Source organism: Paraburkholderia sp. J10-1 (assembly GCF_905220165.1).
GTDB lineage: Bacteria > Pseudomonadota > Gammaproteobacteria > Burkholderiales > Burkholderiaceae > Paraburkholderia.
On sequence record NZ_CAJMYW010000010.1, the window covers coordinates 93,896 to 109,751 of the forward strand.

Annotated in this window: 10 protein-coding genes; 4 read left to right on the forward strand and 6 right to left on the reverse strand. The window is 65.3% G+C overall.

From position 1 onward, the window contains the following. The first annotated feature begins 528 nt into the window (after positions 1–528). From U5A65_RS27595 to U5A65_RS27605, 3 genes are all read left to right on the forward strand, one after another. A complete protein-coding gene (locus U5A65_RS27595; protein ID WP_321948529.1) occupies positions 529–2,028 on the forward strand; it encodes a TAXI family TRAP transporter solute-binding subunit in 1,500 nt (499 codons plus the stop codon). Positions 2,029–2,107: 79 nt separating this feature from the next. Next, positions 2,108–2,761 carry a 2-hydroxychromene-2-carboxylate isomerase gene (locus tag U5A65_RS27600; protein ID WP_321913057.1) on the forward strand — a complete coding sequence of 218 codons (654 nt, stop codon included), beginning with the start codon at positions 2,108–2,110 and terminating at the stop codon, positions 2,759–2,761. A 143-nt stretch (positions 2,762–2,904) separates the two neighbouring features. Then, entirely contained in the window at positions 2,905–3,891 is a 987-nt protein-coding gene (locus U5A65_RS27605) for a LysR family transcriptional regulator (protein WP_321948530.1), read from the forward strand. Between the two features lie 57 nt (positions 3,892–3,948). Here the strand turns inward: U5A65_RS27605 and xdhC are convergent, their stop codons facing one another. The 3 genes from xdhC to xdhA are packed head-to-tail and all read right to left on the reverse strand — an operon-like array spanning position 3,949 to position 8,478. After that, a complete protein-coding gene (xdhC, locus tag U5A65_RS27610) occupies positions 3,949–4,533 on the reverse strand; it encodes a xanthine dehydrogenase accessory protein XdhC (RefSeq protein ID WP_321948531.1) in 585 nt (194 codons plus the stop codon). Further along, the gene (gene xdhB, locus U5A65_RS27615; protein WP_321948532.1) at positions 4,530–6,896 is read right to left on the reverse strand and encodes a xanthine dehydrogenase molybdopterin binding subunit; all 2,367 of its coding nucleotides are present in this window, start codon (positions 6,894–6,896) and stop codon (positions 4,530–4,532) included. The genes xdhC and xdhB overlap by 4 nt, the downstream gene beginning before the upstream one ends. 40 nt (positions 6,897–6,936) lie before the next feature. Further along, on the reverse strand, positions 6,937–8,478 hold the full coding sequence (gene xdhA / locus U5A65_RS27620; RefSeq protein WP_321948533.1) for a xanthine dehydrogenase small subunit: 1,542 nt from the start codon (positions 8,476–8,478) through the stop codon (positions 6,937–6,939). Between the two features lie 475 nt (positions 8,479–8,953). Here xdhA and U5A65_RS27625 point away from each other — a divergent pair, with 475 nt between their 5' ends. Further along, positions 8,954–10,216, forward strand: a complete 1,263-nt coding sequence (locus tag U5A65_RS27625; protein WP_321948534.1) for an MFS transporter — start codon at positions 8,954–8,956, stop codon at positions 10,214–10,216. Positions 10,217–10,298: 82 nt separating this feature from the next. Here the strand turns inward: U5A65_RS27625 and U5A65_RS27630 are convergent, their stop codons facing one another. From U5A65_RS27630 to aspT (U5A65_RS27640), 3 genes are all read right to left on the reverse strand, one after another. Further along, a complete protein-coding gene (locus tag U5A65_RS27630) occupies positions 10,299–11,960 on the reverse strand; it encodes a bifunctional aspartate transaminase/aspartate 4-decarboxylase (RefSeq protein ID WP_321948535.1) in 1,662 nt (553 codons plus the stop codon). Between the two features lie 65 nt (positions 11,961–12,025). After that, a complete protein-coding gene (aspT, locus tag U5A65_RS27635; RefSeq protein WP_321913064.1) occupies positions 12,026–13,711 on the reverse strand; it encodes an aspartate-alanine antiporter in 1,686 nt (561 codons plus the stop codon). A 102-nt stretch (positions 13,712–13,813) separates the two neighbouring features. Continuing rightward, a complete protein-coding gene (gene aspT, locus U5A65_RS27640) occupies positions 13,814–15,496 on the reverse strand; it encodes an aspartate-alanine antiporter (protein ID WP_321948536.1) in 1,683 nt (560 codons plus the stop codon). Positions 15,497–15,856 lie beyond the last annotated feature (360 nt).

Below are 15,856 nucleotides of genomic sequence, written 5' to 3' on the forward strand. Positions count from 1 at the left end.
TTGCCGGCGGACGGCCCGAAGGCCGCTCGTCAGCCACGGTCTGACGGCTTGGTTACCACTACCGATGACCGCGTACAGCACGCAATGCGCGCGTGCACGGCCAGGGTCTGGACGCGATGCGAGAGGCAAGGATGAAAGGACGTCGAATGACTTTGGTTATTACGCCCGCCCGGACAGGTCTGCGCCCGTTTCCTGTTTGTTATGCATGGATGATGCGTCGATGCCCGCGCGAGCCAGATGCTTTGGCCAGACTTCCGGTCCCCGGCGCGCCATGCCAGGCGCGGCAGGCGAATCACAATTTAGCCTGGCTGTGCCGCAAGCGCAAAGAGTTTAGCGCAGGCGCCTGTGGCATGCGCTCAAGGTGTTCGGCAAGGCACGCGGCATGCCGCCGCAACGCCGATTCTCATGTACCATCGGCTCCACAGAGCCCGCGCGGCGCGCGAGCCTGAGCCCACCCGGCGCCAGCGCCGGACCCAACGCGGACCCGACCCGCACGCTCCCGAACCACCCGAGGCCCGCTCCACCCCGATGAAGTCCCGTACCGGCCGCAAACCTCCTCCCCGTCTCGTCGCGCGCTTCGTGGCGATCTCGTGGCGCGACCTGGCAGTCACGTTCGGCCCCATCCTGCTCGTGAGCGCGGCAGCCATCTGGCTCGCGGTGCGCCTCATCCAGCCCGCGCCGCCCAACACGCTCACCATGAGCGCCGGGCCCAAGGGCAGCACCTACTGGAACGCCGCGCAAAAGTACAAGGACATCCTCGCGCGCAACAAGATCACGCTGAACGTGCTCGAATCGGAAGGCTCGGTGCAGAACCTGCAGCGTCTCGCCGATCCGAAGTCGAACGTCGACGTGGCGTTCGTGCAGGACGGCATCGCGAGCAAGGTGCCGGACGGCCTCGTCTCGCTCGGCAGCGTGGCTTATGTGCCGCTCGTGGTGTTCTATCACGGCCCAGTCGCCACCCGGCTTTCGCAGTTCGAAGGCCAGCGCATCGCCATTGGCGCCGAGGGCAGCGGCACGCGCGAACTCGCGCTCACGCTGCTCAAGGCGAACGGCATCCAGCCCGGCGGCGCGACGAAACTGCTGCCGCTCTCGGGCGACGACGCCGCGCGCGACCTTGTGGCGGGCAAGATCGACGTCGCGTTTCTCGCAGGCGATTCCGCGCAGCCGGCCGTCATGGGCCACCTCATGCGCACGCCGGGTGTGCGCTTTTTCGACTTCGTGCAGGCCGACGCCTTCGCGCGCCGCTACCCGTATCTCACGGCCATCACGATTCCGATGGGCGCGTTCGATCTCGGCAAAAATCTGCCTGCCACGCCGCTGCAGATCATCGCGCCCACGGCCGTACTGGTCGCGCGCGACTCGCTCCACCCGGCACTCTCAGACCTGCTGATCGAAGCGGCCAAGGAGGTGCACGGCCGCTCCTCGCTCCTGCAGCACGCAGGCGAGTTCCCCGCGCCGCGCGCCCAGGATTTCCCGATCAGCGGCGACGCCGCGCGCTACTACAAGTCGGGCAAGAGCTTCCTCTACCGCGTGCTGCCCTTCTGGGTGGCGAGCCTCGCCGACCGGCTCGTGGTGCTGCTCGTGCCGATCATCGTCGTGCTGATTCCGGGCCTGCGGATCGTCCCTTCGCTCTACGCCTGGCGGGTAAAATCGCGGATCTACCGCTGGTATGGCTCGCTCATCGCACTCGAGCGCGCCGCGATGGCCGACAACTCGCCCACCGAGCGCAGCGCGCTGATCCGCCAGCTCGACAAGATCGAGGAGTCGGTCAACGGCATGAAAATGCCGCTCGCGTATGCCGAGCAGTTCTACGTGCTGCGCGAACACATCGGCTTCGTGCGCGCGCGGCTCTCCGGCACGCGCGAAGCGCTGGACGCAAGCGTTGTTGCGCAAGAGGAGCAGGCAGCGCAAAGCGCCGAAGAGGCAGAGACGCCGGAAGGCGCCAGCAAAGAAGCAGGCACAGCGGGTACAGAGGCGAGCCATGCAGACGAAAGCGGCGGCAACGAAACAGGCGAGCGCACGCATTAGCGCCGCTGCACGCATTTTGAACCGAACAATCGGCCATGCAATCAATGGCCCGGAAATCGCCCAAGAGCGGAGGAACAGCATGATCGACGGCATCGACGCCAGCCAGCCGGCCTGGTTCTACGACTTCGTGTCGCCGTTTTCGTACCTGTTGCTGGAACAGCACGAGAAGTGGCCCGGCTTCGACTTCGTGCCGACGCCCGTGCTGCTGTCCGAGCTATATCGCCACTGGGGCCAGCCGTTCGGCTCCGCGGTCCCGGCCAAGCGCATCTTCACCTACCGGCACGCGCTCTTTCGCGCCGAGCAACTCGGCATTCCGTTCAAGATGCCGCCCGCTCACCCGTTCGACTCGGTCAGGCCGATGCTGCTCGCCATCGCCGCGGGCGGCGATCTCGCGTGCGTGCGCGAGATTTTTCGTTTCATCTGGCGCGAGGGGCGGGACCCGTCGAGCGACGAGGGCTTCGAACAGCTTTGCGAGCGCGTGGGCATTGCGCACGGCGAGTCGCTGATCGAGGAAGAATCCGTGCGCGCGCAGTTGCGCCGCAACACCAACGACGCCATCGCCATGGGCGTGTTCGGCGTGCCGACGTTCTGGATGAACAAGCAGCTCTTCTGGGGCGAAGACGCCTTGCCGATGGTGCTCTACTGCGCGCGCAGCCCGAACTGGCTCGACTCGCGCGAGGTCAAACGCATCACCACGCTGCCTTCGGGACTCGCGAAGACCGTGGCCGAGTGAGCGGCAACGCCCCCGAAGCATCCTTCTGATCTCCGTCATGCCGCGCACCCTATGGCGGCGGCGCGCGAGGCGGCTTATGGTTATGGCTGAACGCGTGCGCGCGCAGGTTTCTCTGGCGCACGCGCCCTTGCCCGCCACGCCCCATGGACGACGATAACGCCCTCACCCTCGATATCTGGCTGGTGCGAGTCCTGCGCACGCTGCTGGTCGAGCGCAGCGTCACGCAGGCCGCGCTGCGCCTGAACCAGACCCAGCCCGCCATCAGCACGGCGCTGCGCCGTCTGCGCGAGATCCTGGGCGATCCCATCCTCGTGCGCGGCAAGGCCGGCATGGTGCCAACCGAGTACGGCGAGTCGCTGTTGCAGCACGCGCAGCGCGTGCTGCGCGACGTGGAATTCGTCGCCACGCCGCACGGCGACTTCGACCCGGAGCGCTCGAAGCGCACATTTCGCCTCGCCGCCCCCGACTACCTCAACGACTTCTTCATGCCGACGCTGATCGCCCGCTTTCGCGAGACGGCGCCGGCGGCGCGGCTGGAGATCCTCTCGCTCTCGCCCACGCTCGACCATCACGGCGCCCTGGACGCGGGCGAACTCGACATTGTGATCGGCAACTGGCCGAAGCCCGAGCCGCGTTTCGCGCGCAGCGACCTGTTCTCCGACAAGGTCGTCTGCATGATGCGTGCGGATCATCCGCTCGCGCGCCGCGAACTCACGCGCGAGGCGTATCTCGCGGCGCCCCATCTCGCGCCCACGCCCTATACGGGCGCGCACGCCAGTGCGATCGATCTGGGATTCGCGAAGGCGAAGGCCGAGCGGCGCATCGTCGCGACGCTGCCCTACTTCGGGCTCGTGCCGCAGGTCCTGCTGCAATCGGATCTGATCTTCACGACGACACGGCGCTTCGCACAGCATTACGCGAAGCTCATGCCGCTTGCCGTCGTGGACACGCCGATCGCGTTTCCGCGCATTCACTGCTATCAGATGTGGCATCCGCAGCCAGACCGGCCGAGCGACGTGGGATGGCTGCGCGGCTTGATCGACGAGGTATCGGATACGCTCACCGCCGAGCGCGGCACGAAGCGCGCGAGCGCGAAGAAGGCCGCGAGCGTGGCTAGCGAGGCGCTTTGAAATGCAAACGGGCGCCTCATCGTCGAGGCGCGCGTTTTATTTGCACGATGCGTCGGATCAGACGAGCGCGGCCGCTCTCACGACAGCCGGGCGCTGCGCCACCCGCATCTGCATGAGCTGCGCGGCGACCGCCACCGCAATCGACGAAGGCGCCTTGTCGACGATACCCGTCACGCCGATCGGGCACGTCATCTCGTCCATGCGCGCCGCTTCCACGCCGCGCTCCATGAGCCGCCGCTCGAACTTCACGCGCTTCGTTTTCGAGCCGATCAGGCCAAACCACGCGAAATCGCGCCGGCGCATGATGCGCTCGGAAAGCTCGAAGTCGAGCGCGTGATTGTGCGTCATCACGAGGAAGTACGCGCCCACCGGCGCTTCGTCGACGATGGCCGCCGGCGTGTCCGTCGCTTCGATCTGCACGTTGGCGGGCACTTCGTCGGGGAACAGTTCGTCGCGCTCGTCCACCCATTGCACGACGCACGGCAGCATGCCGAGCAGCGTGACGAGCGCGTGCCCTACGTGGCCCGCGCCGAACAGCACGATGTGCATCGGCCCGTAATGCGGCACCGGCGTGCTGCGGCGGCCAATGATCACGCGCCCGGTTTCGTCGACGCGCACGCAATGCTCAGGATTGCGATTCATTTTGCGACCCCTTCGCGTGCCATCGTCCGCACCGCGCGCACGCCCTTCAAGATTTCCTCGGCGGTGGCCGGCGCATTCATCGGCGGATTGAAGCGGTAGTCGGCCACGCTCGCCACGGCGTCGCGAATCGCGAAGAACACCGAGAACGGCAGCAACAGCGGCGGCTCGCCCACAGCCTTCGAGCGGTGGATGCTGTCCTCCGCGTTGCGGTTCTTGAAGAGCCGCACGTTGAATTCGGGAGGCGTGTCGTTCACGGTCGGGATCTTGTAGGTGGATGGCGCGTGCGTCATAAGCTTGCCGTCCGGCTTCCACCACAGTTCTTCCGTGGTGAGCCAGCCCATGCCCTGGATGAAGCCGCCTTCCACCTGGCCCACATCGAGCGCCGGGTTCAGCGACGCGCCCACGTCGTGCAGCGCATCGGCGCGCAGCACACGCATTTCGCCCGTGAGCGTGTCGATCACGACTTCCGATACTGCCGCGCCATACGAGTAGTAGTAGAACGGCCGGCCGCGCAGCGTGGCCTGATCCCAGTACAGCTTGGGCGTGGTGTAGAAACCATCGGACCAGAGCTGCACGCGCGCGAGATACGCCTTCGAAACCAGCGTCTCGAACGGCACGATCGTCTCGCCCACGATCACGGATTCGTTGGCAAAGCGCACGTCGGCGGCGTTGACCTCGCCCTTGCCGTACGTCGTCGCGGCCAGCGCGGCGAGGCGCTCGCGCAACTGGCGCGCGGCGTCCTGTGCCGCCTTGCCGTTCAGGTCCGTGCCAGTCGATGCGGCCGTGGCGGACGTGTTCGCCACCTTGCTCGTATCCGTGGCGGTCACGCGCACGCGGCCGAACTCGATGCCAAGCTCCTGCGCCACGACCTGCGCGACCTTCGTGTTCAGGCCCTGGCCCATTTCGGTGCCGCCGTGGTTCACGAGCACCGAGCCGTCGGTGTAGATATGAACGAGCGCGCCCGCCTGGTTGAAGTGCGTGACGTTGAACGCAATGCCGAACTTGACCGGCGTGAGCGCGATGCCCTTCTTGAGCACTTCGTTGTTCGCGTTGAATTCGCGAATCGCGGCGCGGCGCGCGCGATAGCCGCTCGTTTCCACGAGTTCGTCGATCAACTCGTGAATGACGTTGTCCTCGATGACCTGGCCGTAAGGCGTTTCGTTGTTCTGCGTCTTGCCGTAGAGATTGCGGCGACGCACGTCGAGCGAATCGAGGCCGAGCGAGCGCGCCACGTCGTCCATGATGTACTCGATCGCGAATGCGCCCTGCGGGCCGCCGAAGCCGCGAAACGCCGTGTTCGACTGCGTGTTGGTCTTGCCGCAGAAACCGGCGATCGACACATCGGGCAGCCAGTAGGCGTTGTCGAAGTGGCAGACCGCGCGCGTCATCACCGGGCCGGAAAGGTCTGCGGAAAAGCCGCAGCGCGAGGTCATGTCGACCGACACGCCTTCGATCGTGCCCTGATCGTCGTAGCCCACTTCATACGTGTAGTGGAAATCGTGGCGCTTGCCCGTGACCATCATGTCGTCGTCGCGGTCCGGGCGCAGCTTCACGGGGCACAGCAGCTTCCATGCGGCGAGCGCCGCGCAGCACGCGAACAGGCCCGACTGCGATTCCTTGCCGCCAAAGCCGCCGCCCATGCGGCGGCATTCCACGAGGACGTTGTGCGAAGCCACGCCCAGCACATGCGCAACGAGGTGCTGCATCTCGCTCGGGTGCTGCGTGGAGCACCACACGTGCATGCCGTCGTCGTCCTTCGGCACCGCGTAGGCGATCTGGCCTTCGAGGTAGAACTGCTCCTGGCCGCCCAGCAGCATCTCGCCTTCGTGGCGGTGCGCGGCGCGCGCGGCACGCGTGGACGCCTCGCCGCGCGCAAGCTTCATCGGCGGCAGCACCGACTGCTGCGCGGCGCGCGCCTGCTGCGCCGTGAGCACGGCGGGCAGCTCTTCGTACTGCACCTCGGCGCGCCGCGCGGCAAGGCGCGCCGTGTCGTGAGACGTCGCCACGATGATGAACATGGGCTGGCCCACGTACTGCACGACGCCGTCGGCGAGCACCGGATCGTCGTGGATGATCGGGCCGCAGTCGTTCACGCCGGGAATGTCCTCGGCCGTGAGCACGGCCACGACGCCGGGCGTTGCACGCACTTTGTCGAGGTTCATCGAGACGATGCGCGCGTGCGGCTTCTGCGAGAGGCCGAGCGCGGCGTGCAGCGTGCCGGCCACGACCGGAATGTCGTCGGTATAGGTGGCGCGGCCGCTCACATGCAGATGCGCGGATTCATGCGGGCGCGAGACATGCACTTGCGCGAAGGGCTCGCGTGCCTTGAGTTCGTCCAGGAACGGTTCGGCTTGCTGGTTCATTGTGTCGTTCTCCGTATCTCTTTTCCGATTCCTGAATGTTTCAAGCCGTTTCTGCTGCGACGTTGCGAACGTTGATCGCTTGCGGCGCAAGCGGGTTATGCGGACGCGTTTCGAGCCAGAAGCGGTACAGCGTGTTCTTCGCGGCTTCGAGGCGGTAGTCGCTCGTCGCGCGCATGTCGGAAAGCGGCGCGTAGTCGTTGCCAAGCGCGATCATCGCGGCCTGGGCCGTGGCTTCGTGCCATTGCGCGTCGGCGAGCACGCCTTCCGCGTGGGTCGCGCGCTTCGGCGTGGCGGCCATGCCGCCGAAGGCGATGCGCGGCTCGCGAATCACGTCGCCATCGGCGATATACGCGAAGGCGGCGCACACGGCCGAGATGTCCGAGTCGAAGCGCTTCGAGACCTTATAGGTGCGAAAACGCAGGTTCGCGCGGGCACCGGTGCGCGTGGGCACCTTGAGCGCAAGCACGAACTCGTGCTCGGCCATGTCCTTCTTTTGATAGGCGAGGTAAAGATCTTCGAGCGCCATCTCGCGCTCGACATCGCCGCCGCGCAGCACCACGCGCGCGCCGAGCGCGATGAGCCCCGGCATCGAGTCGCCGATGGGCGAACCGTTCGCGACGTTGCCGCCTATCGTGCCCGCGTTGCGGATCGGCAGCGAGGCGAAGCGCTGCCACATCTCTTCGAGTTCCGGGTACGGCTTCGCGAGTTCGGCATACGCGCGCTCCACAGTCACGCCCGCGCCGATCTCGATCCACGCGTCACTCACGTCGATGCGGCGCATCGCGTCGACCTGGCCCACGTAGACGATGTCGCCAAGCTCGCGCATCTGCTTCGTGACCCACAGGCCGATGTCGGTGCTGCCCGCGAGGATGCGCGTGTTGGGACGCTCGGCCTTGATGGCGGCGAGCGCCTCGACGGTGCGCGGCGCGTCGTAGTGCTGGCCACGGCTCTCGTAGTGGAAAGTGTCCTTGCGCTCGAGCGTGGCGAGCGTTTGCGCGAGCGCCTTCACGTCGACAGGCTGCTTCGGCGCGCCGGCCTGGAACATCTGCTCGGCGGCGTCGAGGATCGGCCGGTAGCCCGTGCAGCGGCACAGGTTGCCCGTGAGCGCGTTGGCGATCTCGTCGCGCGAAGGCACGCTGCAGGCGCCCTTGCCCGCGCACGCGCCGAGGCCGGCGTGGTCCGCGTGCTCGTGGCCGTGCTTTTCATAGAGCGCCCACATCGACATCACGAAGCCGGGCGTGCAGAAGCCGCACTGCGAACCGTGGCAATCGACCATGGCCTGCTGCACGGGATGCAGCGAGCCGTCGGGCTGGCGCAGGTCTTCGACGGTGAAGAGCGCCTTTCCGTCGAGCGTGGGCAGGAACTGGATGCAGGCGTTGACGGCCTTGAAGCTCACGCCGCCCGCCTCGTTGCGCTCGCCCACCACGACCGTGCAGGCGCCGCAGTCGCCTTCGGCGCAACCTTCCTTGGTGCCGGTGCAGCGCGCGTCTTCGCGCAGGTACTGGAGAACGGTGCGGGTGACGCCCGCGTCGCTGACTTCGCGAATCGCGTTGCGGTGGTAAAAGCGGATCGGCTGGCTCATGGTTTCTGGCTCGTCGTTGGCTGCGGCTCGCAAAAGGCGTGTGCCGCTCGAGTGGACGGTTCGAAAACTATCACTGCCAATATTGGCAACCCATAGCTAGAGGAGCATGGGGGATATATCGTTGAATCGATAAATCGGTGTGCTGCGGGGTGGCTGTGCTTATGTTGACGTGTCTCGATTGCGCGATTTCGTTGTCTATTCGTGAATATCGGACATATTCGACTGAGCATTAACCCTTTCAAACACCGATATCTCCGCACGAACGGTCGGACAAAGCCACCGCGCTTGCGCGAATTGCGGGCAACGTCGCGCAATATCGCGGGATCTCCGCGGCGGGGCGATCGGACGCAAACCGCTGTCATCGCCGCAGAAAACCCGTGTTCCGCCGGCCGGAACAGCTTTTCAACTTCTGCATAAAAACCGGTTCCATGGGACAATCACGCCTTTCCCGCCGTTTTCCATCCGCGTTTTCCCCATGTCTGCTGATTTGGCGCCCAGGCGCAACGCCGCATCGACGACCCTGCAGATCATTCCGGTCGTCTTTTTCACCTTCCTCTGCTATCTGACGATCGGCATTCCGCTCGCGGTGCTGCCGGGCTACGTGCATAACGACCTCGGTTTCAGCACCGTGGTGGCAGGCGCGGCGATCAGCGTGCAGTACATCGCCACGCTCTGCTCGCGCGCGCTCGCGGGCCGCTCGGCGGACACGCTCGGCCCCAAGAGAACCGTGACGATCGGCCTGACGATCTGCGGCGCGAGCGGCGTGCTGCTCCTCCTTGGCACGCTCGTCGATCACTGGCCTGGCCTCTCGCTCGCGCTGCTGGTGGTGAGCCGCCTGTTGCTCGGCTGCGGCGAAAGCCTGTGCGGCACCGGCGCGATCCTCTGGGGCATCGGCCGCGTGGGCACCGCTCACAACGCGAAGGTGATCTCGTGGAACGGCATCGCCACTTACGGCGCGCTCGCGATCGGTGCGCCGCTTGGCGTGGTGATGGCGCACGCCATCGGCTACTGGATGCTCGGCGTTTCGGTCATCGCGATGGCCGCGCTCGGTTTCTGGCTCGCGCGCCCGATCGCGCCGGTGCCGATCGTGCACGGCGAGCGCATGTCGTACCGCAGCGTATTCACGCGCGTGCTGCCGCATGGCATCGGCCTCGCGCTCGGCTCGGCGGGTTTTGGCTCCATCGCGACCTTCATCACGCTGTTCTACGCCGCGCGCCACTGGCCCAACGCCGCCTTTACGCTCACGGTGTTCGGTCTGATGTTCATCGGCGCGCGCCTGTTGTTTGCAAACACGATCAAGCGCTTCGGCGGCTTCCGCGTGGCCATCGTCTCGTTCTCGTGCGAGTGCGCAGGCCTCTTGCTGCTGTGGCTCGCGCCCACGCCGCAAGTCGCGCTCGCGGGCGCCGCGCTCACCGGCTTCGGCTTCGCGCTCGTGTTCCCGGCGCTCGGCGTCGAGGCGGTCGGGCTCGTGCCGCCCGCAAGCCGCGGTGCGGCGCTCTCGGCGTACTCGGTGTTCCTCGACCTCTCGCTGGGCATTACCGGCCCGCTCGCCGGCTATGTGGCGAACCTGTTCGGGTATGGGTCGGTGTTTCTGTTCGCCGCCATCGCGGCGGCGGCGGCCGTGGCGCTTTCGGTTTCGCTTCATCGCAAGAGCGTGCGTTCGCATGCCGCGCAGAGCGCGCCGAGTGCGCAAAACGCAGGTGCCGCCAGCGCACCCGCCGGGCAACAAGCCGAATAAAAAAACCGCACCCGGCAAACTGCGCCGGATGCGGCCCGGACTTCAGACGACATCACCGCAGGCGGCTCTACGCCGCCTGCCATCACTTCTTCACCGCAGCCGTATCGAGCTTCTTGCCGGTCGCCTCGTTATAGCGCTTCACGTATTCCTCGGTGAGCTTGGCCACCGCACGGCCGATCTTGCGGTAGTCCGACTCGTTCAGGTTCGCGAGCGACACGCGGCCCGACGGATGCGCCGTGCCAAAACCCTTGCCCGGCAGCAGCACGACGCGCGCCTCGGCCGCCAGCTGGAACAGCAGTTCGTTGGGCTTCACCTGCTTGAGCAGCCAGTCGACGAAATCCCGTCCGAAGCGCTTCTCGCCCAGGTACTCCATGTCGAGAATCGTGTAGTAGTCGACCTGGTTCGGATCGTCCTCGTCGTAGGTCGTGCCCATTGCCTCGAACAGCGCGCGCTTGCGGCTGCGAATCAGGCGCTTGAGCGCGTTCTTGTACGCGTCAGGGGTATCCATCAACGAGAACAGCGAGAACAGCACCATCTGCACCTGTTGCGGCGTGGAGAGGCCCGCCGTGTGATTGAGCGCGACGGTACGGCTGTCGGCCACAAGACGGTCGATGAACTTGAGCTTGTCCGGCTCCGTCGTGATCGACTCGTAGCGCTTGTGCAGTATCTTCTTCTCCTCCTTCGGCAGCTTCGCGAGCAGATGATCGAGGACGTTGTCGCGATGCGTGGCGATAGCGCCCAGACGCCAGCCCGTCGCCCCGAAGTACTTCGAGTAGGAGTACACGAGAATCGTGTTCTTCGGCGCGAGCGCGAAGAGCGAGACGAAGTTGTCGGCGAAGGTGCCGTACACGTCGTCGGTGAGGAAGATGAGGTCCGGGCGCTCCTTCACGATCTCGGCAATGTATTCGAGGCTCGCGTCGTCGAGCTTCACCGAAGGCGGATTGCTCGGGTTCACGAGGAAGAACGCTTTCACCTTCGGGTCGCGCAGCTTGTCGAGTTCCTTCTTCGAGTACTGCCAGTTGTTCTCGACGGTGGCGTTCAGATGCACGACATCGAGCTCATAGTCGTTGAGCTCGGGAATCTCGATGTAGGGCGTAAAGATCGGCATGCCGAGCGCGATGGTGTCTCCCTTCTTGATCAGGAAGTTCTCGCGCATCGTGTTGAAGATGTACGTCATGGCCGCCGTGCCGCCTTCCACGGCGAACACGTCGAACTCGCCGACGAACGGGTGCTTGCCGATCATCTCGCGGCGCAGATACTGGCCGACGATGATTTCCGAGAGCTTGAGCATGCGGTCCGGCACGGGATAGTTGCAGGCCAGAATGCCTTCGCACATCTCGTAGAGGAAGTCGCCCGCCGAGAGGCCCAGCTGGTCGCGCACGTACGAAACCGCCCCGCCGATGAAATCGATGCCGGGCTGGCCCTTGTTCTCGCGCAGGAACTGATCGAAGCGTTCGACAATGCCTGCGCGCTGCGGGAAGCCGCCTACCCCTTCGGGCATGTACGAGAATGAGCGCTCCGACTCGCGCATCGCGAAGAGGCCTAGCTGCCAGAAGCCGTGGCGGGGAATGGTGGCGAGAAAGTTGGGGTTGCCGCGGCCGGCGTTGAGCATCGAGAAGTTGGCCGGGCGCTCGGTCGCACCGCCGCCGGCCGCCTTGATCAGTTCGTCCTTCAGCTCGAACGGGCTCAGTGCCTCGAGGGCCGACTTTTCCTTCGCGCCGTTACTCTTCGCTTTCGTTGCCATGGTGTTCTCCATTGGAAGACGTTGCGCGCGCCGCGCGTCCATGCGCGGCACGCGTTGAGTTCATGTCACGCAAGACCGACCACGAGCGGCCCGAGCAGCGTGAGCAGCACGTTCGCGATCGCATAGGTAATGGCGAACGGCACGGTGGGCACCGCGCTTTCCGCCTTGTCGAGAATGCCGCCGAAGGCGGGGTTCGCACTACGGGCGCCGGACAGTGCACCCGCGAGAATCGCCGCGTTGTTGTACTTGAGCACGTAGCGGCCAAACAGCATCGTGAGGAAGAGCGGCACGAGCGTCACGACCACGCCCAGGAGGAAGATCGTGATGCCGCTTTGCTTGATCGTCACGACCGCCTGCAGGCCCGAGTTCAGCCCCACCACCGCCACGAACGCCGCAAGACCGAAGTCCTTGAGCAGTTGCGAAGCGGCAGGCGGCATCACGCCGTACATCGGGTGCTTGCCGCGCATCCAGCCGAACAGGAGACCCGCGAGCAGACAGCCGCCGCCCGAGCCGAGCGTGAGCGGAATGCCCGCCACATTCACGACGACGAGACCGATCAGCAAGCCGAGCACGAGGCCCACGCCCATGTAGATGAAGTCCGTCTTGTTGCTATAGGCAAGCTCGTAGCCGGCGGCCTGCACCGCGCGTTTGGTATCCGTGGCGGTGCCGTACACGGTCACGACGTCGCCGTGCTCCAGCTTCGTTTCCGGCAGGAGCGGCACGGGCTGGCCCACGCGCTCGATCTTCTCGATGTACACGCCGTGGCGCATATCGCGGTCCACGTTCTTGCGCACTTCGGCAATCGTCGTGTGATTCATGCCCTTCGCCGTGAACACGATCTGACGCGTCTGCATCACGAGGCTCATGCCGCCCGAGTCCGGCACTTCCGGCCCGATCAGCGCCCCCACTTCGACCATCTGCTCGCGGCGGCCCACGACGAGCACGAGGTCGTCGCGGCTCAGCACGAAGTCGGGGGTGGCGTCGATCACCTTGCCCGCGCGGCGGATCTTCTCGATCGCGACGAAATCGTGTTCGGCCAACTCGATTTGCTTGACGGTCTTGCCCGCACCCGCCTCGACGCGGAACACGCGGCCGAAGAGCTCGGGCAGCGCCGTGATCTGGCCCGGCCCCGCCACGGCTTCGCCGCCCGACATCTCGCGCTCGGCGTCCATGGAGGCGTCCTTGAGACTGCGGCCCATGAACTTTGGCAGGATGTTCACGCAGACGATGATCGCGCCCAGCGAGCCAAACACATAGGTCACGGCATAGCCGACGGCGACATCGGCCTGCATGGCTTTGACCTGGTCGGCCGGCAGACCGAGGCGTGCAATGGCGTCACCGGCCGTGCCGATGATGGCCGACTGCGTCATGCCGCCCGCGGCGAGACCGGCGGCGAGGCCCTTGTTGAGGTGAAAGAGCTTCGCGCACACGAGCACCGTGACGAGCCCCGCCAGCGCCATGAACACGGACATGGCGATCTCGCGCAGCGTCTTGCGGTTGAGCGAGTTGAAGAAGCCCGGCCCGGAGTCGTAGCCCACCGCGTAGATGAACACGGCGAACATCACCGCCTTCACGCCGTTGTCGACCGTCACGCCAACCTGGCTGATCACGACCGCAGCGATCAGCGACCCGCCCACGCCGCCTAACTGGAACTTGCCGAAGTTGATCTGGCCGATCCAGTAGCCGACGGCCAGGGAAAGAAATAGCGCGATTTCCGGCGATTTGTGAAAGATGTCATGTAGCCATTCCATCGTGTCCTCGCTTTGGGAAAGAACCACCCGTTGCTGCCGGAGATGGCCGTGAGGCGTGCATCAGCGCCGGCCAGATCCAGCAAAAAACGCCAGCCAAACTTGTCAGCCAAACTTCGCCGCGAGCCCCACCACCACGGGGCCCATGAGCGGCAAGAGGATGTTCGACAGCGCATAAGTGATCGTGTAGCCGATCACGGGAGTCGAGTTACCGGCTACGCCGACGAGCGCACTGATCGCCGGTGTGCTGCACTGCTGGCCTGCAATCGCGCCGAGCAGCATCGGCGCTTCGAGCTTGAGGAACATGCGCCCGATCCAGAGTGAGAGAAGCCCCGGAATCAGCACCATCAGAATGCCCGCGAGCGGCAGCGCAAGACCGTACTCACGCACGAGCTTGATCGCGTCGGGACCGGCCGAGAGGCCCACAGCCGCGATGAAGGTGGCAAGGCCGAAGTCCTTGAGCACCTGCGCGGCAGCCGATGGCAGCGAGCCCACCACGGGAAAGTGCGAACGCAGCCAGCCGAAGAAGAGGCCCGAGAGCAGGCAGCCGCCGCCCGTGCCGAGCACGAGCGAGACGCCGCCCACGTTCACGCCGAAACGCCCGATCATCATGCCGACCAGGACGCCGAGGCCGAGATAGACAAAGTCGGTTTTCTGGGTCTGCTGGATCACGTAGCCAAGCCGCTTCGCGCCGCGCGCCACGTCGTTGGGCGTACCGAGCAGCGTGAGCACGTCGCCGCGATGCACGACCGTGCCGGGCAATGCCGGCACCGTGGTGTCTTGCCGCGTAATCGCGCTCACATAGATGCCGCGACCCGCTTCCGGGGCGGCGCGCTCGCGCATCTGCGCAAGCGTGAGGCCGTTGACGTCGCGGCGCGTGACCATCACGTCCACCCGCTTCGCGAGCAGCTTGAACAAGCCCTCGCCCGGCAACTCTTCGCCGAGGCTGCCAGCGGCCTCGATCACCGCTTCGCGGCGCCCGGCGACGAGCACGACGTCGCCCGGTTGCAGCGCGGTCTGCGCAGTGGCGTCGAGCTGACTTCCTTCGCGCAGCACGTGCTCGATCGTGATGTTGTTGCCAAAGCGCGCCTCGAAGGCGGCGACCTCCGTGCCGGCGGCGGAACCCACCTTGAACGCGCGCCCAACGAGCGGCGGCAGCGCTAAGCGTTGCCCGTCGTCGAGCACGCCGTCGCCGCCGAGCTTGCGATACAGTCGCGCAGCCTCTTCGCGCAGATTGATGCGCAGGATGAGCGGCGCGATCTGGCTCGTGAACAGCACGATGGTGATAAGGCCAAAGAGGTAGCTCACGCTGTACGCGGTCACGATATGCGCCTGCAGCGTGCTCGCCTGGGCGTCGGTCAAGCCGAGCCTCGTGATCGCTTCGGAAGCCGTGCCGATCACGGCCGATTCGGTCGCCGCGCCCGCGAGCAGGCCCGCCGCGGTACCCGCATCGAGCTTCATCACCACGACGGCGATCATGATGAGCGCCATGACAGAGACGATCTCGATGATCGATAGGAGACCGTAGCGCCAGCCGCGCCCGACGTTCGCGAAAAACTGCGGACCGCCCGTGAAGCCGAGCGCGAAGATGAAAAGTGCAAAGGCGATGTTCTTGAGGTCCGGCGCAATGCGCGCGCCGGTTTGCCCCAGCACGAGCGCGACGATCAGCGTGCCGCACACGCCCCCGAGGGAGATCGGCCCGAAGCGGATGGAACCAATCAGATAACCGAGCGCGAGGCTCACGAACAGGGCAATCTCGGGTTGCGACTTCAGCAATTCGACGATCATGTCTGGTCTGCCGATTTACGTTTTAGTTAGCCCGAAAGCGTGCTCGAAATTGAGCGGCAATGCACATTAAATAACATGCAATGCCAATGCAGGTCGCTATTTTCCCCATGTGCAACAATTCTTTCACACAGCAAAAGAATCAATGCGCGCTAATTTCCGGGTTGTGAATTACGATGTATTCACAGAGTGCAATGGCTCGCAATTTACCGCAGGCAAGGCGAGTCCGTCGTAAATCTGACAGATCTAATGGATAGCCGCTGCCTGCGCGAACGGCGCAAACACGTTATCCGCAATGCACAAATCGTTGATAGTGACAAAAACGTGCAACGCATTCCTCATTCAATACATGCCATTTGAGTA